Below are 19,962 nucleotides of genomic sequence, written 5' to 3' on the forward strand. Positions count from 1 at the left end.
AAAGAGCTATTTGTAGCTGCGCGCGTCTTCGATCACCTTGCCGTCATTGGGCAGTGTGCCGGGGGGCACCATCTGCACCTCGCCGCGCAGCTTGGTCACTTCGCGGATGGCGTCGCTGAGCTGGTGGGCCAGGCCCTCGGCGGTTTCGGTGGTCTCCACCTGCAGCACCATCTGGTCGTTGGCCATCTCGCCGCTGACCACGAGCCGAGCGCGCTGCACCTGTGGAAAGCGCCGTGCGATGGTGGCGATCTGGCCGGGGTGCACGAACATTCCGCGCACCTTGGTGGTCTGGTCTGCCCGGCCCATCCAGCCCTTGATGCGGGTGTTGGTGCGGCCGGTGGGGCACTGGCCCGGCAGCACCGCCGACAGGTCGCCAGTACCAAAGCGGATCAGCGGGTAGTCAGGGTTGAGCGTGGTGATGACCAGCTCGCCCACCTCACCCTCGGGCACGGGGTCGCCCGTGCCGGGACGCACGATCTCGACGATCACGCCTTCATCCAGCACCAGGCCTTCGCGGGCCGAGGTTTCATACGCAATCAGGCCCAGGTCGGCGGTGGCATAGCACTGGTAGCCCGCGATGCCACGCTCGGCAAACCAGTCGCGCAGCGAGGGCGGGAAGGCCTCGCCCGACACCAGGGCCTTGGTGACGGTGGGCAGCGCCACGCCCATCTCTGCAGCCTTCTCGACGATGATTTTCAGAAAACTGGGCGTGCCGATGTAGCCCGCAGGCTTCAGCTCGGCCATGGCCTGCACTTGCTGCTCGGTCTGGCCCGTGCCACCGGGGAAGACGGTGCAGCCCAGCGCGTGGGCGCCGGTCTCCATCATCGAACCCGCAGGCACAAAGTGATAGCTGAAGCTGTTGTGGATCAACTCGCCGCTGCGAAAGCCCGCTGCGTGGATCGCCCGCGCCATGCGCCAGTAGTCGCGCCGCGTGCCCTCGGGCTCGTAGATGGTGCCGGGGCTGGCGAACACGCGGGTCATGCCCGGCCCAATGTTCAGCGCGCTGAAGCCGCCAAACACATTGGCCGCACGGCCCGCCTGCTGGCGCTCCAACAGTTCGTACTTGCGCGTGACAGGCAACTGCGCCAGCGCTGCGCGGCTGGTGACTGTCGATGCATCCACGCCCGCCAGGATGCTGGCAAAGGCGGGCGACGCCTTCTGGGCATGGGCGATCTGCTGCGGCAGCGCCGCCATCAAGGCCGCTTCGCGCTCAGCGGGGCTGCGCGTTTCCAGGGCGTCATAAAACGTGCTCATGCCTGGGGTTCCTTGTGAGGTGGTTTGAAGTGAAATTGGCCTCTGGCGCTCATCCATAAAGCGCAAGCAGCTATGAAATTGAGAGTGAATTCGTTCAGCGTCTGAAAAGGATTACGGCCCTGGTTGCCCGCGCTGCCGAAGGCCAGCGCACCCGTGGAACTGGCTTTGCCAGGCCACCGGGTGCGTCCCCCTGAGGGGGAAGGCGCGCAGCGCCACAGGGGGCATGTCAGGCCAACCAGCGCTTGCGCCGCTTGTAGCTTTTGACATCCTTGAAACTCTTGCGCTCGCCGCCGCCCACGCCCAAGTAGAACTCCTTGACGTCCTCGTTGTTGGCCAGGTCGCTGGCGGCGCCGTCCATCACCACGCGGCCGCTTTCCATGATGTAGCCGTAGTCCGAATACTTGAGGGCCATGTTGGTGTTCTGCTCGGCCAGCAGGAAGGTGACCTTCTCCTTGGTGTTCAGGTCTTTCACGATGTTGAACACTTCTTCCACGATCTGTGGGGCCAGGCCCATGGAGGGTTCGTCCAGCAACACCATGCTGGGGTTGGCCATGAGCGCGCGGCCGATGGCGCACATCTGCTGCTCGCCGCCCGAGGTGTAGGCAGCCTGCGAGGTGCGGCGCGTCTTGAGACGTGGGAAGTAGTTGTAGACCTTCTCCAGGTTGGCCGCGATTTCGGCCTTGCTGGTGCGGGTGTAGGAGCCTGTCATCAGGTTCTCTTCGATCGTCAGGTGGGCAAAGCAGTGCCGCCCCTCCATCACCTGCACCACGCCACGCTGCACCAGGTCGGCGGGCGACAGGTTCTCGATGCGCTCGCCACGCAGCTCGATGGAGCCCTTGGTGACCGCGCCGCGCTCCCCCTGCAGCAGGTTGGAGATGGCCCGTAGTGTGGTGGTCTTGCCTGCGCCATTGCCGCCCAGAATGGCCACGATGGAGCCCTCGCGCACCTGCAGCGAGACGCCCTTGAGCACCAGAATCACGTGGTTGTAGATGACCTCGATGCCGTTGACGTTGAGAACGATATTGCTGTTGGAGTCCATGGTGTTGCCTTCCTGTACCAATCCAAAGGGTTGTTGCACAACCCTTTGGATTGGCGGCTGCCAAAGAGGCAACCGCTGTTCATTGGCCCTTGAGACGGTCGCTGCCCAGGCCAGTGCCACCGCGCAAGGGCCGCCCCGCCGCGCTGGTGGCGTCCCCCTTCCCGCAGCGCGCAGCGCTAAGAGAGAAGGGGGACGCGGCAAAGCCGCTCAGGGGGATGTGCTTAGCTCTGGCAATCCGCCGCATCCCGGCGCGTCATCTTCTTGTCGGCCAGGTACTTGTCCGCACCGGCCTTGACCATGGGCTTGAGGATCTGCTCATCGGCCTGGTACCAGTCGGACGAGAAGTTCCACTTGCTGCCATCCCAGGTGTGCACGCGCGCCCAGGTGGAGCCCATGTGGTCGGCGCAGCTGGTGGACAGCGGACGCATCACGCCGCCAAAGCCCAGCGCGTCCAGCTTCTTCTGGTCCAGGGCCAGGTTTTCCATGCCCCAGCGCACTTGTTCGCCAGTCATGACCTTGCCCTTGCCAAAACGCTCCTGCGCGCGGCGCACCGATTCAACGGCCAGCATCTGGATGATCACGCCACGGGTGTACAGCACCGAGCCCACTTCGTCCTTGGGACCCGTGCCCTGGCCCTTGTCGTGCACGTTCTTCAGGATGTCCTGGATCACCTTGGGCTGCTGGCCCGAGGTGTTCAGGGCCAGCGCGTTGTAGCCCTTGGCGCCTTCGCCCACGTCACGCACATCGGGCTCGGCACCGGCCCACCACACGCCATACATCTTGTCGCGGGGGTAGCCGGTGGCCTGGGCTTCCTTCAGGGCGGTGGAGTTCATCACGCCCCAGCCCCACAGCAGCACGTAGTCGGGGCGGCTCTGGCGCACTTGCAGCCAGGTGGCCTTCTGTTCCACGCCAGGGGCTGTCACAGGCAGCATCTGCAGCTCAAAGCCGTGCATCTTCGCGCGCTCCTGCAGCAGCGGGATAGGCTCCTTGCCGAACGGGCTGTCGTGGTACACCAGCGCAATCTTCTTGCCCTTGAGCTTGTCCAGACCGCCGTTGGCCTTGCCAATGTGCTGGATCAGGATGTCGGCGCCGGTCCAGTAGCTGCCCATGAATGGGAAGTTCCACTTGAACGCCTGGCCGTCCTGCGCCACCGACAGGCCGTAGCCCAGCGTCATCAGCGGAATCTTGTCCACGGGGGCTTTTTCGGTCAGCGCAAAGGTGATGCCGGTGGCCTGGGGGTCGAACAGCGACACGCCGGGGCGGCTCTTGAGGCGCTCATAGCATTCCACGCCACGGTCCGTGGCGTAGCCTGTTTCACATTCTTCAAAAGTCAGCTTCACACCATTGATGCCGCCGTCGCGGGCATTGATCATCTTGATGTAATCCTGCTTGCCGTTGGCCCATGGCACGCCGTTGGGCGCATAGGGGCCGGTGCGGTACGACAGCAGCGGGAAGAACTGCTCCTTGGCTTGTGCGAAAGCGCTCGTCGCGATGGACGATGCACCGGCAGCAACCACCGCAGCGGCGATCACGATTTTCGAAAGCTTCATGGATGTCTCCTTTGGATGAATGTGTTGAAGCACGGGAAAAAACAGGACAGATAGACAGTTAACGCGGCAATGCGACAGGCACGTATCGGGACTTGCGAGTAAGGGGTTTCCTGCAATGCCGTCCGGTCAATGGGGGAAGGGCCACAGGCGCAGCTTCTGCTTGGCGGTGGACCACAGCTTGGCCAGACCATGGGGCTCGACGATGAGGAACCACACAATCAGCGCACCGAAGATCATCAGCTCGGCATGCGATACGCCCGCCGTGGACACCTCGATGCCAAAGAGCCCCATGAAGGCCGGCAGGAACTGGTTGAGCACGATGGGCAGCACCACGATGAAGGCCGCACCAAAGAAGCCGCCCATGATCGAGCCCAGCCCGCCGATGATCACCATGAACAGCAGGCGGAACGATATTTCCACCGAGAAGGCTGCTGGCTCCCACGCGCCCAGGTGCACAAAGGCCCACAGTGCACCGGCCATGCCCACGATGAACGAGCTGACCGCGAACGCGCTGAGCTTGGCGTACATGGGGCGGATGCCGATCACGGCCGCGGCCACGTCCATGTCGCGAATCGCCATCCACTCGCGGCCAATGGCACCACGCACCAGGTTCTTGGCCAGCAGGGCCACGATGACCAGCAACGCCATGCAGAAAAGGTATTTGCTGGTGGCGCTTTCGATGGGCATGCCCAGCACCTGCAGGTTGTTGACCGACACCGAGCCCGAGTCGGAGTTGTTGGTGAACCACTTGATGCGCAGGAACATCCAGTCGCTGAAGAACTGCGCCGCCAGCGTGGCCACGGCCAGGTACAGCCCCTTGACGCGCAGGCTGGGCAGCCCGAACAGGATGCCGAAGAACGTGGCGCACAGGCCGCCCAGGATCAGTGCAGGGATCAGCGGCATGCCTGGAAAGCGCACGAAGAAGTTGTAGGCGCCGTAGGCTCCCACGGCCATGAAGGCGCCCGAGCCCAGCGAGATCTGCCCGCAGTAGCCCACCAGGATGTTCACCCCCAGAGCCGCCAGCGCCATGATGACGAAGGGGATCAGGATGGCGCGGAAGATGTAGTCGCTGGCCAGCATGGGCACGGCGATGAAGGCAATGGCCAGGATGATGCCGATGGCAATGCGATCCTGCGCGATCGGAAAGATCTGCTGATCAGCGCGGTAGCTCGTCTTGAACTGGCCGTTTTCGCGGTAGAGCATGGAAGTCTCCTGTTCTTGTTGTTATGGGTTACACGCGGTCGATGATCTTTTCTCCGAACAGGCCCTGTGGCCTGAACAAGAGGAACACCAGCGCCAGCACATACGCAAACCAGATCTCGATGCCGCCGCCCACGAACGGGCCCAGGTACACCTCGGAGAGCTTCTCGCCCACGCCGATGATCAGCCCGCCGATGATGGCGCCGGGCACCGAGGTGAGGCCGCCCAGGATCACCACGGGCAGCGCACGCAGCGCCACCGTGGTAAGTGAGAACTGCACACCCAGCTTGCTGCCCCAGATCATCCCGGCCACCAGGGCCACGACACCGGCCACGCACCACACGATCACCCAGATGCGGTTGAGCGGAATGCCGATGGACTGGGCGGCCTGGTGGTCGTCGGCCACGGCGCGCAGCGCGCGGCCGGTGGAAGTCTTCTGGAAGAACACCGACAGCAGGGCCACCAGCGCGGCGGCAATGGCGGCGGCAATCACGTCTTCCTTGTTGATCAGGATGCCGCCCTGAAAGAGGCTGTCGAGCATGAAGATCGGCTCCTTGGGCATGCCCACATCGATCTTGTAGATGTCGCTGCCGAACAGCGTCTGGCCCAGGCCTTCCATGAAGTAGGTAATGCCCAGCGTGGCCATGAGCAGCGTGGCGCCCTCCTGGTTCACGAGGTGGCGCAGCACCAGCTTCTCGATCAGCCAGGCCACCACAAACATGATGGCGCCTGCGATCACAAAGGCCGCCAGGTTGGCCACGATGGGGCTGCTGATGCCCGTCCACTTGGGGATCCACTCGGCAAAACGGGCCATGGCCAGCGCTGCGAACAGCACCATGGCGCCCTGCGCAAAGTTGAACACGCCCGAGGCCTTGTAGATCAGCACAAAGCCCAGCGCCACCAGCGAATACAGCATGCCGGCCATCAGGCCGCCGATCAGTGTTTCAAGAAAGAATGCCATGTTGTCTTCTCCTGATCAGTGCGAGGTGCCGAGATAGGCACTGATCACGTCTTCGTTGCTGCGCACTTCGTCGGGGCTGCCGTCGCCGATCTTCTTGCCGTAGTCCAGCACCACCACGCGGTCGCTGATGTCCATCACCACGCCCATGTCGTGTTCGATCAGCACGATGGTGGTGCCGAACTCGTCGTTCACGTCCAGGATGAAGCGGCACATGTCCTGCTTTTCTTCCACGTTCATGCCGGCCATGGGCTCGTCCAGCAGCAGCACCTGCGGTTCCATGGCCAGGGCGCGGCCCAGGTCCACGCGCTTTTGCAGGCCGTAGGGCAGCTGGCCCACGGGTGTCTTGCGGTAGGCCTGGATTTCCAGGAAGTCGATGATGTGCTCGACGTATTCGCGGTGGCGGATTTCCTCGCGCTCGGCTGGGCCGATGCGCAGCGCCTGCATCAGCAGGTTGCTTTTGATCTTGAGGTTGCGGCCGGTCATGATGTTGTCGATCACGCTCATGCCCTTGAACAGCGCCAGGTTCTGGAACGTGCGCGCCACGCCCATCTCGGCCACCTGGCGCGAGTTCATGTGGTCAAACGTCTTGCCCCGGAAGGTGATGGAGCCCTCGGACGGCGTGTACACGCCGTTGATGCAGTTGAGCATGGAGCTTTTGCCTGCGCCGTTGGGGCCGATGATGGCGCGGATCTCATGCTCCTTGACATTGAAGGAGATGTCGGTGAGCGCCTTCACGCCGCCAAACCGGAGGCTGATGTTCTTGACGTCGAGGATGACGTCGCCGATCTTTTTAGTGGTCATGGTGGGGGGCTTCTCCAGCGGGTAGAGCGCGGGCTTCATGCGGCACTCTTCACAGGCGCAAATGTCTTCGTGTCCGACAGCTTGAGCGTGGCGCTCACGCTGCCGGTGCGGCCGTCCTCGAACTTGACCTGGGTCTCGATGTACTGCTCGGTGCGGCCTGCGTACAGCGCATCCACCAGCACGCCGTACTTGTCGGCAATGAAGCCACGGCGGACCTTGTTGGTGCGGGTGAGTTCGCCGTCGTCGGCGTCCAGCTCCTTGTGCAGCACCAGGAATCGGCTCACCTGGCTGCCAGCCAGCATGGTGTCGGTGGCCAGGTCGGCGTTGACCTTCTCGATGCACTCGCGGATCAGTTCGTACACCTCGGGTTTTTGGGCCAGGTCGGTGTAGCCAGCGTAGGGCAGGTTGCGGCGCTCGGCCCAGTTGCCCACGGCGTCGAAGTCGATGTTGACCATCACGCAGACCTTCTCGCGCTTGTCGCCCAGGGCCACCACTTCCTTGATGTGCGGGAAGAACTTGAGCTTGTTCTCCACGTACTTGGGCGCAAACATGGCGCCGTCGTTGGCGCCGCCCATGATGCGGCCCACGTCCTTGACGCGGTCGATGATCTTGAGGTGGCCATGCGCATCCAGAAAGCCTGCGTCGCTGGTGTGGTACCAGCCGTCGGCCGTCAGCACCTCGGCCGTGGCGGCCGGGTTCTTGTAGTACTCCTTGAGCAGCCCGGCCGACTTGACCAGGATCTCGCCGTTGTCGGCCACCTTGATTTCCACACCGCGAATCGGCACGCCCACCGTGTCGGCGCGCGCCTGGTTGTCGGGCTGCAGGCACACGAACACGGCGGTTTCGGTGGAGCCGTACAGCTGCTTCAAGTTGATGCCGATGGAGCGGTAGAAGGTGAACAGGTCAGGGCCAATGGCCTCACCCGCCGTGTAGGCCACGCGCACGCGGCTGAAACCCAGGTTGTTGCGCAGCGGGCCGTACACCAGCACGTTGCCCAGCGCGTACTTGATGCGGTCCAGCGTCCCCACGGGCTCGCCGTCCATCAGGGCCGGGCCCACGCGTTTGGCGACGCGCATGCAGGCCTCGAACATCTTGCGCTTCAAGGCGCCCGCGTCTTCCATGCGGATCATCACGCTGGTGAGCAGACCTTCAAAGATGCGCGGTGGCGCAAAGTAGTAGGTGGGGCCCACTTCCTTCAGATCGATGGTCACCGTGCTGGCCGACTCGGGGCAGTTGACCACGTAGCCGCAGGCCAGCCACTGGGCATAGCTGAAGATGTTCTGGCCGATCCAGGCGGGTGGCAGGTAGGCCAGCACTTCTTCGCTGCTGGTGAGCTTGTCGAACTCGGCGCCCGCGCTGGCGCGGTCCAGCAGCGTGCTGTGGGTGTGGACCACGCCCTTGGGGTTGCCCGTGGTGCCGGAGGTGAAGAACATTGCAGCCACGTCGCCGGGCTGGGCCTTGGCCACCTCGGCCTTGAACCAGCCGGGGTTCTTTGCTGCAAAGGCCTTGCCGGACTCGATCAGGGCATCCAGCGATGCCAGTCCGGGCTCTGCGTAATTGCGCAGGCCGCGGGGGTCGTCAAAGAAGATGTTGGAGATCTGTGGGCATTGCTCGCGGATTTCGAGCAGCTTGTCCACCTGCTCCTGGTCTTCCACCAGGCAAAAGCGCACCTCGGCGTTGTTGAGCGGGAAGATGCATTCGGCGGCCACCGCGTCCTGGTACAGCGGCACGGGGATGGCGCCCAGCGACTGGGCGGCCAGCATGGTGGCGTACAGGCGGGGGCGATTCGCGCCCACCACCACCATATGTTCATGGCGCTTCAGGCCCGCCAGGTGCAGGCCGGCCGCTACCTGTTCCACCAGGCGCACCAGGTCGGCCCAGCTGTGGGTTTGCCAGATGCCATATTCTTTTTCGCGCAGGGCCGGGGCATTGGGGCGCTCGGCGGCATGCTTGAGCAGCAGTTGCGGGAACGTGGTCAACATTGCAGGTTCCTGAAAGTGAGAAGGTGTCAGCCCGGTGACTGCCGGGCGCGCAAGCTTGTGATTGCGCGATGGGGGAATGCTAGGACCCACTTTGACGTCATCTTGTCTTGCCGACGACAATTTAGGGGTAACTCCCGGGTGGGTAAAACCCTGCCCACGGGCGAGCGGTATCCTCCGGGGCATGTACGCCCCGTTCTTCGGCCTTCAGCACCCGCCGTTCTCCATCGCCCCCGACCCCCGCTACCTGTTCATGAGCGAGCGGCACCGCGAGGCGCTGGCGCACCTGCTGTATGGCCTGGACGCCGGCGGCGGTTTTGTGCTGCTGACCGGCGAGGTGGGTGCGGGCAAGACCACGGTGTGCCGCTGCTTTCTGGAGCAGATCCCGCCGCACTGCAATGTGGCCTACATCTTCAACCCCAAGCTCACCGTGGGCGAGCTGCTGCGCTCCATCTGCGACGAGTTTGGCGTGCCCCACCGGCCCTCGGTGGCAGGCGTGGAGACGGTCAAGGACTACATCGACCCGCTCAATGCCTCGCTGCTGGCGGCGCACGGCGCCGGGCGCAACACCGTGCTGATCATCGACGAGGCGCAGAACCTGTCGGCCGACGTGCTGGAGCAGCTGCGCCTGTTGACCAACCTGGAAACCAGCGAGCGCAAGCTGCTGCAGATCATCCTGATCGGCCAGCCAGAGCTGCGCACCATGGTCGCCAGCCCGGCCTTGGAGCAACTGGCCCAGCGGGTGATTGCGCGTTTTCACCTCGATGCGCTGAGCGCGCAGGAGACCCAGCAATACATTGCCCACCGCCTGGCCGTGGCGGGCCTGCAAGGGCCGCTGCCCTTCAGCCGCAGCGCCATCCGGCGGGTGCACACGCTGTCGCGCGGCATTCCCCGGCGCATCAACCTGCTGTGCGACCGGGCGCTGCTGGGAGCCTATGCCGCCGGGGTGCGCGAGGTCAGCGCCCGCATCGTCCAGCGCGCGGCGGCTGAGGTGTTTGATGCGCCAGCGTCGGCCGCTGCGGCGCGCAGCGCCCGGGGCCTGTGGCCGCGCTGGGCGGTTGCGGGCCTGGGCGTGGTGGCCGGTGCAGCCCTGGTGGCGGGCGGCTGGGCACTGGGAACTTGGCCGCAATGGTCTCGGCAAGGCGCCGTGACATCCGCCGTGCCTGCGGGCGCCATGGCCAGCAAAACATCTGCCAGCGCGCCACCGAGCGGCGCTGCCAGCACAGCGGGGGTAACGCCCGCAGCCCCTGCGTCAGGGGCTTCGGCCCCGCGCGGGGCAGCGCCGGTGGCCATGTCGGACCTGCAGCAGTTTGTGGCCGCACTGCCCGCCAGCGACACCGCCGCCTGGCAGGCGCTGGCCTCGGCCTGGGGTGCCAGTGTGGCCGATGGTGCCGACGCCTGCGCCGCATTGCCCCGCGACGGCTTGCGCTGTTATCGCAACCGCCGCGCCGGCCTGAACCTGGTGCGGCAGATCGATCGCCCGGTGCTGCTCACGCTGTTCCCGTCCGAAGAGGGCGACGTGGCGGTGTCGGCCGTGCTGCGCCGCCTGGACGGCGACACGGCCACGCTGGAAGGCGGGGGCCGCACGGTGCGTGTGCCCGTGGCCGAGCTGGCCCAGGTGTGGCGCGGCGACATCGCCACGCTGTGGCGCACGCCGCCCGACATGCCCGACAAAGGCGACCTGGCGGAGACCCCCGCTGGCGCCGCCTGGCTGGACCAGCAACTGGCCACGGCTGCAGCAGGGGGCACGCGGGCTGCCGTACCTGCAGCCGGCCGCGCGACCACGCCGGCCCAGCGCCAGTCCCGCATCCAGCGCTTCCAGCTCGCCCAGGGGGTGACCCCGGACGGCCGGGCGGGCCCCTTGACCCTCATGCTGCTCAACCGTGTCAACGGCGTGAGCGAACCGCGCTTGCGCACCGGAGGCTGAACCCAGTGTCTTACATCCTTGATGCGCTGCGGCGCGCAGAAGCTGAGCGCGGCCGTGGCGCTGTGCCCGGCATCCATACCCCGGCGGTGCCTGTCCCCGGTGCCGTGCCGGTGGCAGGGCGATCGGCCATCAGCCCGGTGCTGGTGGCCGTGGCGGTGGTGGTTGTGGCTGCTGTGGCGGCCGGTGGTACCTGGTGGTTTATGCAGCGGCCGGTGCCTGCGGGCGCCGTCGTTGTTGCTGCCGCGCCCGCCACATCCGCCGCTGTGGCGCCGTCCATGCCGGCGGTAGCGTCCACGGCGCCGCCCGCAGCGCCCGCAGCGCCCACAGCGCCCGCAGCTCTGCCGGCTGCCCCCGAAGCGGCCCCTGCGGTGGTGGCGGCGGTGACGCCCCCTCCGGCAGCCGCGCCCCGCGCGGCGGCACCGCAGCGGGAACGGCCTGCGCCGGTGTCCAGCAGCCCGGTCGCGCCGCGCTCCCCCGCCACAGACTCCGAACGGTCACGCCCTGCAGAGCTTGCCCCCCGTGAGCGTGTGCCTGCGGCCCCAGCGCCGCGTGTACCCGACATGGCTGCGGCCAGTCCAGCTCCTTCAGCAGCACCGGCGGCTACGGGCACCGTGTTTGCCCAGGGCGATCTGCCCGAGGCTGTGCGGGCACAGCTGCCGTCGCTCAAGATTTCTGGGGTCACCTATTCCAGCAACCCGGTGTACCGCATGGCCATCGTCAACGGCCAGGTGCTGCACGAGGGCGACCCGGCCGGGCCGGGCCTGCTGCTGGAGAAGATCGAGCCCGGCCGCACCATCTGGTCGTTCAAGGGCTACCGGTACGGATTGGCTTCGCAATAGCAGTATTTGGGCAAAATCGGCCAGTAGCGCTAGTGCAATATGCGCCGATAGCTATTTAATTGATAGCAATTGTGTTGGCGTCCGCTGCGCCACCTGCGCCGCTCACATCAGCGCAGAACTGGCGGGACCCAGGGCTATCGCAAGAACCGCCCGTCGCGCCCCACCAGCGTGAGCTCCACAAAGCGCGAGGCGTTGCGGTCCGGCGTGCTGGCGCTGATCTCGAACCCGCCCAGGTCCCACTTTTTCAGGTTCCAGGTGGCGTCGATGAAGGCCGCTCGCGTGGGGTTGCGGCCTGCGCGCTGCAGGGCCTCGGCAAACACGCGGGCGTTGATGTAGCCCTCCAGCGCCAGGTGCGAGGGCTCGGCCGTGGCGCCCGAGGCCTTCCAGGCGGACTGGAATTCGCGCACCACGGGCATCACCACGTTGGAGGGCAGGGGCACCACCTGCGAAATCGCCATGCCCGTGGCGTCCGCGCCCAGGGCCTTGACGGTCGCCGGGGTGCCCATGACCGACAGCGCGTACAGCGTCACGCCCCGCTTGAGCGCGCGGAACGCCTTCACAAACTCCAGCGTGGGCTTGCCCGCCAGGCCAATCACGATGGCCTCCAGGTTGCCGCCCGCCAGTTTGGCTGCGGCGCTGCCCGCGTCCGAGGCATTGTTCTCCACGGTCACCGTGACGGCCTCAGGCAGCTTGAGCCGGTCCATCGACTGCTTGGCGGCGTTGAACACCTCTTTGCCGAACGAGTTGTTCTGGTAGACGATGCCAATGCGCTGGATGCCGATGGTGGACAGGTGCTGCACCAGCTTCTCGGCCTCGTCGGCGTAGCTGGCGCGGATGTTGAACACGTTGCGGGCGTTCTTGGTGCGGCTGAGCTGTGCGCCGGTGAAGGGTGCAAAAAACGGGATGCCGCTCTCGATCACCTTGGGCAGCATGGCGTCGATCATGGGCGTGCCCATGCAGTTGAACAGCGCAAAGTACCCAGGGTCGGCCAGAAACTGCTCCACATTGGCCAGTGCCTTGGGCACGTCGTAGGTGTCATCCTGCGTGACGAGTTCGATGGCCTTGCCATGCACGCCGCCGCGCGCGTTGATGCCCGCAAATGCGGCCTTGGCGCCCTGGTGCATGGCCGAGCCCAGGTCGCCCAGCGGGCCGGTGAGGGCGGTGGATTGCGCAATCTTGATTGCGCCCTCCTGCGCGCGGGCCGCGCCGCTCCAGCCCAGCCCGGGCAGGCCGACGGCCGCTGCGGTGGCGGCTGCGGCGGCCAGCACCTGGCGGCGGGCCAGGGGGCGCGGCGCGGTGGGCGCGGGTGGGACGGTGCGTGCGGTGATGGAAGGGTGTTGGGTCATGGTGCTTGTCTCCTCGGGGGCTCCGGCCCTGTACGGGCGGGGCGCGAGGCGACATCATCCCGTCACGATTGGCATTTTTTTGTCGGTCTGGCGACAATTGGGATCGTGGTATTCCCGCATGCCGGGGCGGCTGCGGGCGCCCTTTTTCGTGAGAACCTTTGCGCCATGGACCCACGCACCCACCAGGACCTGTCGCTGCACCAGCGGCGCCGTTCGCCCACGCCGCAGGAGCTTGACGGTATTCCGTGGCTCGACTTGCTGCTGCCCGCCGAGCGAGAGCGCGCCGTGGCCTCGTTGCTGGTGGGGGACGCCAAGGCGGGCGACTATGTGTGCCGCGTGGGGCGCCCGGTGACCTACTGGTTTGGGGTGGTGGAGGGCCTGCTCAAGATGAGCACCGACAACGCCCAGGGCCAGACCATGACCTATGCGGGCCTGCCGCCCGGCGGCTGGTTTGGCGAGGGCACCACCATCAAGCGCGAGCCCTACCGCTACAACATCCAGGCCCTGCGCAAGAGCGTGGTGGCCGGGCTGCCGATTGACAGCTTTCACTGGCTGCTGGACCACTCCATCGGCTTCAACCGCTTTGTGATGAACCAGCTCAACGAGCGCTTGGGCCAGTTCATTGCAGCCCGCGAGATCGACCGCCTGAACAATCCCGATGTGCGTGTGGCGCGCAGCCTGGCGTCGCTGTTCAACCCCGTGCTGTACCCGGGCGTGGGCGAGGTGCTGCGCATCACGCAGCAAGAGCTGGCCTATCTGGTGGGGCTGTCGCGCCAGCGGGTGAACGAGGCGCTGGCGGCGCTGGAGGCGCAAGGGGCGATCCGGGTGGAGTACGGCGGCCTGCGGGTGCTGGACCTGGCGGCGCTGCGATCGAGTGTGACTCCCCCCTGAGGCGCTGTGCGCCTTCCCCCTGAGGGGGCGATGCCCTCGCTGCAGGGCGGTCCTTGCTTGGCGACCCTGGCGTGGAGTGCGCCCGATTGAAAGTCCCGTCAGCTACGTGGCAGTGCGGGAGCGCGGGATGATGCGGCTGAGGCCAGGTGGCGCGGGGCTGCCGTGCGCGTGGGCGCTGGCACTGCGGTGGGCGATGCGGAGGCGCTGGCCGTGCCCCAGCTGTTTTCGTCGCCGCCGTCGCGCGTCAGGCGGAAGGTACCCACCATCTGTGTCAGGCGTCCGGCCTGGTCCTTGAGGCTGTCGGCAGCGGCTGCGCCTTCCTCCACCAGGGCGGCATTCTGCTGGGTCATTTCTTCCAGCGCACCCACCGACTGGCTCACATGCCCGATGCGCTGGCTTTGCTCCTGCGTGGCCGCCGTGATCTCGCCCATGATGTCGGAGACGCGGCGCACCGACTGCACCAGTTCTTCAATCGTCTTGCCGGCGTGGTTGACGAGCGTGCTGCCCTCTTGCACCTGGTCCACGCTGGTTCCGATCAGCGCCTTGATTTCGCGCGCGGCCTGGGCCGAGCGCCCCGCCAGGTTGCGCACCTCGCCCGCCACCACCGCAAAGCCGCGGCCCTGCTCGCCCGCACGGGCGGCTTCCACCGCCGCGTTCAGCGCGAGGATGTTGGTCTGGAACGCGATGCCATCGATCACGCTGATGATGTCGGCGATCTTGCGCGAGCTGGCGCTGATGGTGTCCATGGTGCGCACCACCTGGCCCACCACTTCGCCGCCGCGTGTGGCCGCATCGGACGCGGTGGACGCGAGCTGGTTGGCCTGGCGGGCCGAGTCGGCGCTTTGCGACACCGTGCCGGTCAGGTCCACCAGCGCTGTCGCGGCGCCCTGCAGGTTGTGCGAGGTCTGTTCGGTGCGCTGGCTCAGGTCCAGGTTGCCCGAAGCCACTTCCGAGCTGGCCACCAGGATGGAGTCGGCGGTCTGGCCGATTTCGCCCACCAGGGTGCGCAGGCGCTCCTGCATGGCGGCAATGGCTTCGAGCAGGCGGCCGGTTTCGTCGTGGATGCGCACTTCGACCTGCGAGGTGAGGTCGCCACGTGCAATGCGCTCTGCCACCACGACTGCGCGGCCAATGGGGGCGGTGATGCTGGCCGTTATGCGCCAGGCAATCAGCGCGCCCAGCCCGATGGCCAGCAGCACCAGCAGCCCACCCACCACGCGGGCACTGCTCTGGGTTTGCTCTGCTGAGACCGTGGCCTCGGCATTCAAGGTGTTTTGCAGCTCGATCAGTTCGCGCAGCTTGGCGCGCCAGGCGGTTTCTGCGGGGGCCACGCGGGTCATCAGCGCCAGCGTGGCGCTCACGGTGTCGCCGTCGTCAGCGGCCTTGATGGCGCTGTCCAGTTCGGGGCGGGTCTTGCCGCCCAGGGCCTGCACCTCGGTCAGCAGCTTGAGTTCTGCGGGGGTGGCCGTGGCAGGGGTGAGCAGCTGCGTCAAAGCGGCTTCTTGCGTGGCGTATTCCTTGAGCGTCTTGCCCACGGCCCCGATCTGCTCGCGCGCCTGCTTGGGGTCGATGTCGTTGAGCATGGCGGCGGAGCGGCTCTGGATGCCGATGGCGCTCACGCTTTCCAGCATGCCGTTGACCAGCTTGGCTTTGTTGGCACCCACGCCGGTGATCTGCGTCATCTGATCGTGCACTTTGCCCACGGACAGCTGGCCCACTGCCGCCACTGCCACCAGGAGCACCAGCATGCAGCCGAACCCCAGGCTGAGCCGGCTGGAAATCGACAGGGATTTGAAGGTGGAAGCAGCCGGCATGGGGGTCCTTGGGTATCGAAAAGGATCAAAGCGTGATCAAACGAGGGCCTTTGCGCAAAGCAATAACGGTGCCCACCGGCCGCCGCGCGTCCGTTGAACGGGCGCTGGAGTCGGTGCAGTGTAGGCAATAACAACAAAATGTGTCATGAGCGTTGAGGATGGTCCCATGCCCGATCTGCATAGCCGTGTTTGTTACAAATACCTCGCCGTACGACCCTGGTGCAATGGCGCCAAAGTGCAACAGAAGGTGGCGCTGAAATTATTCGAAAAAACCATCGCAGGCGCCGGTAATTAATATCTGTGTTGCTATCAAAAACAAAGTGAATGTGGGGCTTGGGGTTTGCCCTTGCCCACGCCACGGGCGCTACCGATCAGGTATAAACCTGTAACACTTGCGAGGCCTTTCATGCATCCGTTTTTTCCCTCCTCCACGCTGCGTGCGGCCGTTGCCGCAGCGGCCTTGGCCGTGCTGGCCGGCTGTGCAGCGCCCCGGCCCGACACCGGTTTGCGCGAAACCCTGGTGGCGGTGACGGCCTCGCAGGAACTCATCACCTTCCAGGCAGCGCAGCCTGACCGCATCCTGGAGCGGCGCCCGGTGACGGGCCTGGCGCCTGGCGAGCGGCTGGTGGGCATCGACTTCCGCGTGGCCAAGGGCGTGCTCTATGCGCTGTCGCAAGCGGGCCGCCTGTACACGCTCGACATCCCCACCGGTGCGCTGCGCCCGGTGGGCCCCGCGCCCGCCGCGCTGGCGCTGCAAGGCGCAGTCTTCGGCTTTGATTTCAACCCGGCAGCCGACCGTATCCGGGTGGTGTCCAACACCGGCCAGAACCTGCGTCTGCACCCCGACACCGGGGCGGTGGTCGATGGCGACACTGCGGTGGAAGGGGTGCAGCCCGACCCCAGCCTGCGCTACGCCTGGGGCGACGTCAACGCCCGCCGCAGGCCCGACATTGCCGGTGCCGCCTACACCTACAACCCCAACGACAGCAAGATCACCACCAACTACGCCATCGACCGTGCGCTGGGCGTGCTGGTGATGCAGGGCTCGCGCGAGGGCACCCAGCCCGTGGTGTCGCCCAATGCCGGGCAGCTGCGCACCGTGGGCCCGCTGGGGCTGGGGCCGCTCACGGACGTGAGTTTTGACATCGCCGACGTGGGCAACACCGCCCTCATCGCCGTGCGCACCGCCGCCGATACCCAGACCCGGCTGCACCAGGTGGACCTGGCAACCGGCGCCACCCGCCCCCTGGGCCTGGTGGGCGATGGCGCGCCCCTGGTGGGCCTGGCGATCGAACCATGAGGCCGGACGGCCTGCCGACGCTGCGGCCGCGCGCGGTGCACCAGGCCTTGCGTCACGCCATGCGTACCTCGTCAGCGGCACTCGCTGCGCTGGCGTTGGTGGCCGGCGGCGCGCAGGCAGGCACCGTGCAGGTGGATGTGTCCGACGCTGCGGGCAAGCCTGTGGCCGATGCGGTGGTGTTCCTGGACTCGGCCGAGGCGCGCAAGCAGGTCAAACCGCTGACCGGTGTGGAGATGGCGCAGGAGAAACGGCAGTTTGTGCCCGGCCTGCTGGTGGTGCCGGTGGGCACCGAGGTGCTGTTCCCCAACCGCGACTCGGTGCGGCACCATGTGTACTCCTTCTCGCCGGCCAAGAAGTTCGAACTCAAGCTCTACAGCGGCACGCCATCCAACCCGGTGCTGTTTGACAAGGCCGGCGTGGTGGCCCTGGGCTGCAACATCCATGACCAGATGGTGGGCTGGGTGCTGGTGGTGGACACGCCGTACTACGCCCGTACCCCCGCCGCCACGGGCAAGGCGCAGCTTGACAATGTGCCGCCCGGCACCTACACGCTGCGCACCTGGCACACCCGCCTGCCAGTGGGTGCGCCAGCCCTGGAGCAGGCGCTGAACGTGCCTGCTACAGGCTCCGCCACGGCGTCGGTGCGCATGACGGGGTTGCAACCTTGAAGCGGCTGCGCCTGGCCCGGCGCAGCCTGATCCTGCGGTTGGTGGGGTTGTCGCTGCTGCTGCTGCTCATCGTGCAGGCGGCAGGGTTTGCCGTGGTGCGGGCCTCTATCGACCGCAATGCCCGCGCCCAGATTGCGCGGGCCCTGGACCTGGACGAAAACATCTGGCGCCGCCTGCTCGACCAGAATGCCGAGCAGCTGCGCCAGGGATCGGCCCTGCTCGCGGCTGACTATGGCTTTCGCTCGGCGGTCAACTCGGGGGACGAGGAAACCATCCAGTCGGTGCTTGAGAACCATGGCAGCCGCATCGGCGCAGCCGTGACTGCGCTGCTGGGAACGGACCTGGAGCTGCGCGCGGTCAGCCTGTCCGACAGCATGGAGCAATTCCCGGCCACGCTGCGGCAGGTAGTGCCGCGCCTGGCGCAGCAGCCCCAGGGCAGCCAGATCGCGGTGATGGATGGCGTGCCCTACCAGTTCGTGATGGTGCCCATGCGTGCGCCGGTGGTCATTGGCTGGGTGTTGATGGGTTTTCGCATCGACCAGTCGCGTGCCGACGAAATGCGGCAGCTCTTGTCGGTGCATGTCGCCCTGATGATCAAGTCCCCGGAGGGGGCGATGACCCTGTCGGTCAGCACCTTGCCCGCAGATGCGCGGGCCTTGCTGCTGAGCACCGGTGGCGCGGCAGGCGAGCTGCAGACAGCCGAGGGCACCTTGCTCGCGCGCTCCAGCAAGCTCGACAGCGTGGGGGGGGAGGTGCACTCGCTGCTGCTGCGTTCGGTGGACGAGGTGGTGGCGCCTTATCGCCAGCTGCAGGTGTTGCTGGCCATCATCACCGTGGCGGGTGTGCTGCTGTTTGCGGCAGGCACGGGCCTGGTGGCGCAACGGCTCACCACGCCCCTGCGCTCGCTGCTGGCGGCCACGCAGCGGCTCTCACGCGGTGAATACGATGTTCCGCTGGAGCACACCGACCGCACGGACGAGATCGGCAACCTGGCGCGTTCGTTCGACCACATGCGCGTGGACATCGGCGCGCAGCAAACCGAAATCCGCCGCCTCGCCTACTGGGACCGCCTGACGGGCCTGCCCAACCGGGAGCGCTTTCGTGACGCCGTGGTGCAGGCCATCGCCGCAAGTGCCGATCCTGCGCAGCCGCTGGCCGTGCTCACGCTGGACCTGGACCGCTTCAAGCATGTCAACGACGTGCTGGGCTACGCCTTTGGCGACCGCCTGCTGCAGGCCGTGGCCGAGCGTCTGAGCCAGCAGGTGCGTTCGCCCGATGACATGGTGGCGCGCCTGGGGGGCAATGAGTTCGCCATCCTGCTGCAGCGCGCCGATGCCGCTGCGGCACACGAGATTGCCCAGCGCATCAACCAGTCGTTCGAGCAACCGCTGGCCTTTGAGGACCAGACGGTGGACCTGAGCGCAGGCATTGGTTTTGCCTGCTGGCCGGGCAATGCGGGTGACGCCGACACGCTGCTCAGCCGCTCTGAAATCGCCATGTATGCCGCTAAGCGCAAGCTCAGCGGAGCCCTGCAGTACGACGCAGCGTTTGATTCGTCCAGTGCGCAGACCCTGTCGCTGCTGACCGAGCTGCGCCACGCCGTGGAGCACCATGAGTTGCGCCTGTACCTGCAGCCCAAGGTGCCCTTGCACGGGCAGCCGGGCCTGGCGGCCGAGGCGCTGGTGCGCTGGCAGCACCCGCAGCGCGGGCTGGTGCCGCCCATGCAGTTCATCCCGTTTGCCGAGCAGACCGGGTTTGTGCGCCACCTCACGCTGTGGATGTTTGAAGAAGTCGCGCGCCTGCTGGCCGACCCGCGCACGCAAGGCCTGCCGCTCAGGGTGTCGGTCAACCTCTCCACCCGCGACCTTCTCGACCCCGAGCTGAGCCACCGGCTCGCTGAGATCCTGGCGCGCCACGGCGTGGCGGCCAGTGCCTTCTGCCTGGAGATCACCGAAAGCGCGATCATGGACGATCCGCAGCGCGCCGAGGCCATGCTCAACCGCCTGTCGGAGCAGGGCTTCAAGCTGTCCATCGACGATTTCGGCACGGGCTATTCGTCGCTGGCCTACCTCAAGCGCCTGCCGGTCGATGAACTCAAGATTGATAAATCGTTTGTGATGGGCATGGAAACGGGTGAGGACGACGCGATGATCGTGCGCTCGACCATCGACCTGGCGCACAACCTGGGGCTCACCGTGGTGGCCGAAGGCGTGGAGACCGCCGCCATCCAGGATCGCCTGCGTGCGCTGGCCTGCGACGAGGCGCAGGGGTACCACATCGCGCGGCCCCTGCCGGTGGATGATTTCCTCGCCTGGCAGGCGCGCCAGGAGTAGCTGGCAGCAGGCCGCCGCATCTCCGTTTGGGGGCTAAGCAGTCCACAGGCGAAAATACCC

General features: G+C 66.3%; 15 protein-coding genes. 6 read left to right on the plus strand and 9 right to left on the minus strand.

Going from position 1 to position 19,962, the window contains the following annotated elements; genetic code table 11:
- Positions 1-6 precede the first annotated feature (6 nt).
- From C8C95_RS12205 to C8C95_RS12235, 7 genes are all read right to left on the minus strand, one after another.
- A complete protein-coding gene (locus tag C8C95_RS12205; RefSeq protein WP_116748755.1) occupies positions 7-1,254 on the minus strand; it encodes an AMP-binding protein in 1,248 nt (415 codons plus the stop codon).
- Between the two features lie 226 nt (positions 1,255-1,480).
- Complete coding sequence (locus tag C8C95_RS12210) at positions 1,481-2,293, minus strand: ABC transporter ATP-binding protein (RefSeq protein ID WP_056060067.1); 813 nt, start codon at positions 2,291-2,293, stop codon at positions 1,481-1,483.
- 221 nt (positions 2,294-2,514) lie between these two features.
- Positions 2,515-3,843 (minus strand): ABC transporter substrate-binding protein, encoded by a 1,329-nt coding sequence (locus C8C95_RS12215; RefSeq protein WP_056059709.1) that lies wholly within the window; start codon positions 3,841-3,843, stop codon positions 2,515-2,517.
- 126 nt (positions 3,844-3,969) lie between these two features.
- The gene (locus C8C95_RS12220; RefSeq protein ID WP_116748756.1) at positions 3,970-5,046 is read right to left on the minus strand and encodes a branched-chain amino acid ABC transporter permease; all 1,077 of its coding nucleotides are present in this window, start codon (positions 5,044-5,046) and stop codon (positions 3,970-3,972) included.
- Between the two features lie 28 nt (positions 5,047-5,074).
- Entirely contained in the window at positions 5,075-6,004 is a 930-nt protein-coding gene (locus C8C95_RS12225) for a branched-chain amino acid ABC transporter permease (protein ID WP_056059706.1), read from the minus strand.
- Between the two features lie 15 nt (positions 6,005-6,019).
- A complete protein-coding gene (locus C8C95_RS12230) occupies positions 6,020-6,805 on the minus strand; it encodes an ABC transporter ATP-binding protein (RefSeq protein WP_056060064.1) in 786 nt (261 codons plus the stop codon).
- Between the two features lie 35 nt (positions 6,806-6,840).
- Positions 6,841-8,787, minus strand: coding sequence for an AMP-binding protein (locus C8C95_RS12235; protein WP_056745640.1), 1,947 nt, complete (start codon positions 8,785-8,787; stop codon positions 6,841-6,843).
- Between the two features lie 181 nt (positions 8,788-8,968).
- Here C8C95_RS12235 and C8C95_RS12240 point away from each other — a divergent pair, with 181 nt between their 5' ends.
- Entirely contained in the window at positions 8,969-10,711 is a 1,743-nt protein-coding gene (locus C8C95_RS12240) for an AAA family ATPase (protein ID WP_116748757.1), read from the plus strand.
- A gap of 5 nt (positions 10,712-10,716) precedes the next feature.
- A complete protein-coding gene (locus C8C95_RS12245; RefSeq protein ID WP_116748758.1) occupies positions 10,717-11,550 on the plus strand; it encodes a general secretion pathway protein GspB in 834 nt (277 codons plus the stop codon).
- Between the two features lie 134 nt (positions 11,551-11,684).
- Here the strand turns inward: C8C95_RS12245 and C8C95_RS12250 are convergent, their stop codons facing one another.
- On the minus strand, positions 11,685-12,896 hold the full coding sequence (locus C8C95_RS12250) for an ABC transporter substrate-binding protein (protein ID WP_116748759.1): 1,212 nt from the start codon (positions 12,894-12,896) through the stop codon (positions 11,685-11,687).
- 165 nt (positions 12,897-13,061) lie between these two features.
- On the opposite strand from C8C95_RS12250, the gene C8C95_RS12255 reads away from it, so the two are divergent.
- Positions 13,062-13,787, plus strand: coding sequence for a Crp/Fnr family transcriptional regulator (locus tag C8C95_RS12255; RefSeq protein WP_056059696.1), 726 nt, complete (start codon positions 13,062-13,064; stop codon positions 13,785-13,787).
- Positions 13,788-13,885: 98 nt separating this feature from the next.
- Here the strand turns inward: C8C95_RS12255 and C8C95_RS12260 are convergent, their stop codons facing one another.
- The gene (locus C8C95_RS12260; RefSeq protein WP_116748760.1) at positions 13,886-15,601 is read right to left on the minus strand and encodes a methyl-accepting chemotaxis protein; all 1,716 of its coding nucleotides are present in this window, start codon (positions 15,599-15,601) and stop codon (positions 13,886-13,888) included.
- Between the two features lie 406 nt (positions 15,602-16,007).
- On the opposite strand from C8C95_RS12260, the gene C8C95_RS12265 reads away from it, so the two are divergent.
- From C8C95_RS12265 to C8C95_RS12275, 3 genes are read left to right on the plus strand one after another with little or no spacing between them, the layout of a single operon-like run.
- A complete protein-coding gene (locus tag C8C95_RS12265; RefSeq protein WP_116748761.1) occupies positions 16,008-16,901 on the plus strand; it encodes a DUF4394 domain-containing protein in 894 nt (297 codons plus the stop codon).
- Positions 16,902-16,960: 59 nt separating this feature from the next.
- Positions 16,961-17,569, plus strand: coding sequence for a methylamine utilization protein (locus C8C95_RS12270; RefSeq protein ID WP_116750263.1), 609 nt, complete (start codon positions 16,961-16,963; stop codon positions 17,567-17,569).
- Positions 17,566-19,902, plus strand: coding sequence for an EAL domain-containing protein (locus C8C95_RS12275; RefSeq protein WP_116748762.1), 2,337 nt, complete (start codon positions 17,566-17,568; stop codon positions 19,900-19,902). Before C8C95_RS12270 ends, C8C95_RS12275 begins: the two co-directional genes overlap by 4 nt.
- The last annotated feature ends 60 nt before the right edge of the window (positions 19,903-19,962 follow it).

Source organism: Acidovorax sp. 99 (assembly GCF_003096455.1).
Classification (GTDB): Bacteria; Pseudomonadota; Gammaproteobacteria; order Burkholderiales; family Burkholderiaceae_C; genus Acidovorax; species Acidovorax delafieldii.

Coding starts and splice junctions, on each gene's coding strand:
- C8C95_RS12205 (WP_116748755.1), bottom strand. CDS start 1,254: ATGAGCACGTTTTATGACGCCCTGGAAACGCGCAGCCCCGCTGAGCGC.
- C8C95_RS12210 (WP_056060067.1), bottom strand. CDS start 2,293: ATGGACTCCAACAGCAATATCGTTCTCAACGTCAACGGCATCGAGGTC.
- C8C95_RS12215 (WP_056059709.1), bottom strand. CDS start 3,843: ATGAAGCTTTCGAAAATCGTGATCGCCGCTGCGGTGGTTGCTGCCGGT.
- C8C95_RS12220 (WP_116748756.1), bottom strand. CDS start 5,046: ATGCTCTACCGCGAAAACGGCCAGTTCAAGACGAGCTACCGCGCTGAT.
- C8C95_RS12225 (WP_056059706.1), bottom strand. CDS start 6,004: ATGGCATTCTTTCTTGAAACACTGATCGGCGGCCTGATGGCCGGCATG.
- C8C95_RS12230 (WP_056060064.1), bottom strand. CDS start 6,805: ATGACCACTAAAAAGATCGGCGACGTCATCCTCGACGTCAAGAACATC.
- C8C95_RS12235 (WP_056745640.1), bottom strand. CDS start 8,787: ATGTTGACCACGTTCCCGCAACTGCTGCTCAAGCATGCCGCCGAGCGC.
- C8C95_RS12240 (WP_116748757.1), top strand. CDS start 8,969: ATGTACGCCCCGTTCTTCGGCCTTCAGCACCCGCCGTTCTCCATCGCC.
- C8C95_RS12250 (WP_116748759.1), bottom strand. CDS start 12,896: ATGACCCAACACCCTTCCATCACCGCACGCACCGTCCCACCCGCGCCC.
- C8C95_RS12255 (WP_056059696.1), top strand. CDS start 13,062: ATGGACCCACGCACCCACCAGGACCTGTCGCTGCACCAGCGGCGCCGT.
- C8C95_RS12260 (WP_116748760.1), bottom strand. CDS start 15,601: ATGCCGGCTGCTTCCACCTTCAAATCCCTGTCGATTTCCAGCCGGCTC.
- C8C95_RS12265 (WP_116748761.1), top strand. CDS start 16,008: ATGCATCCGTTTTTTCCCTCCTCCACGCTGCGTGCGGCCGTTGCCGCA.
- C8C95_RS12270 (WP_116750263.1), top strand. CDS start 16,961: ATGCGTACCTCGTCAGCGGCACTCGCTGCGCTGGCGTTGGTGGCCGGC.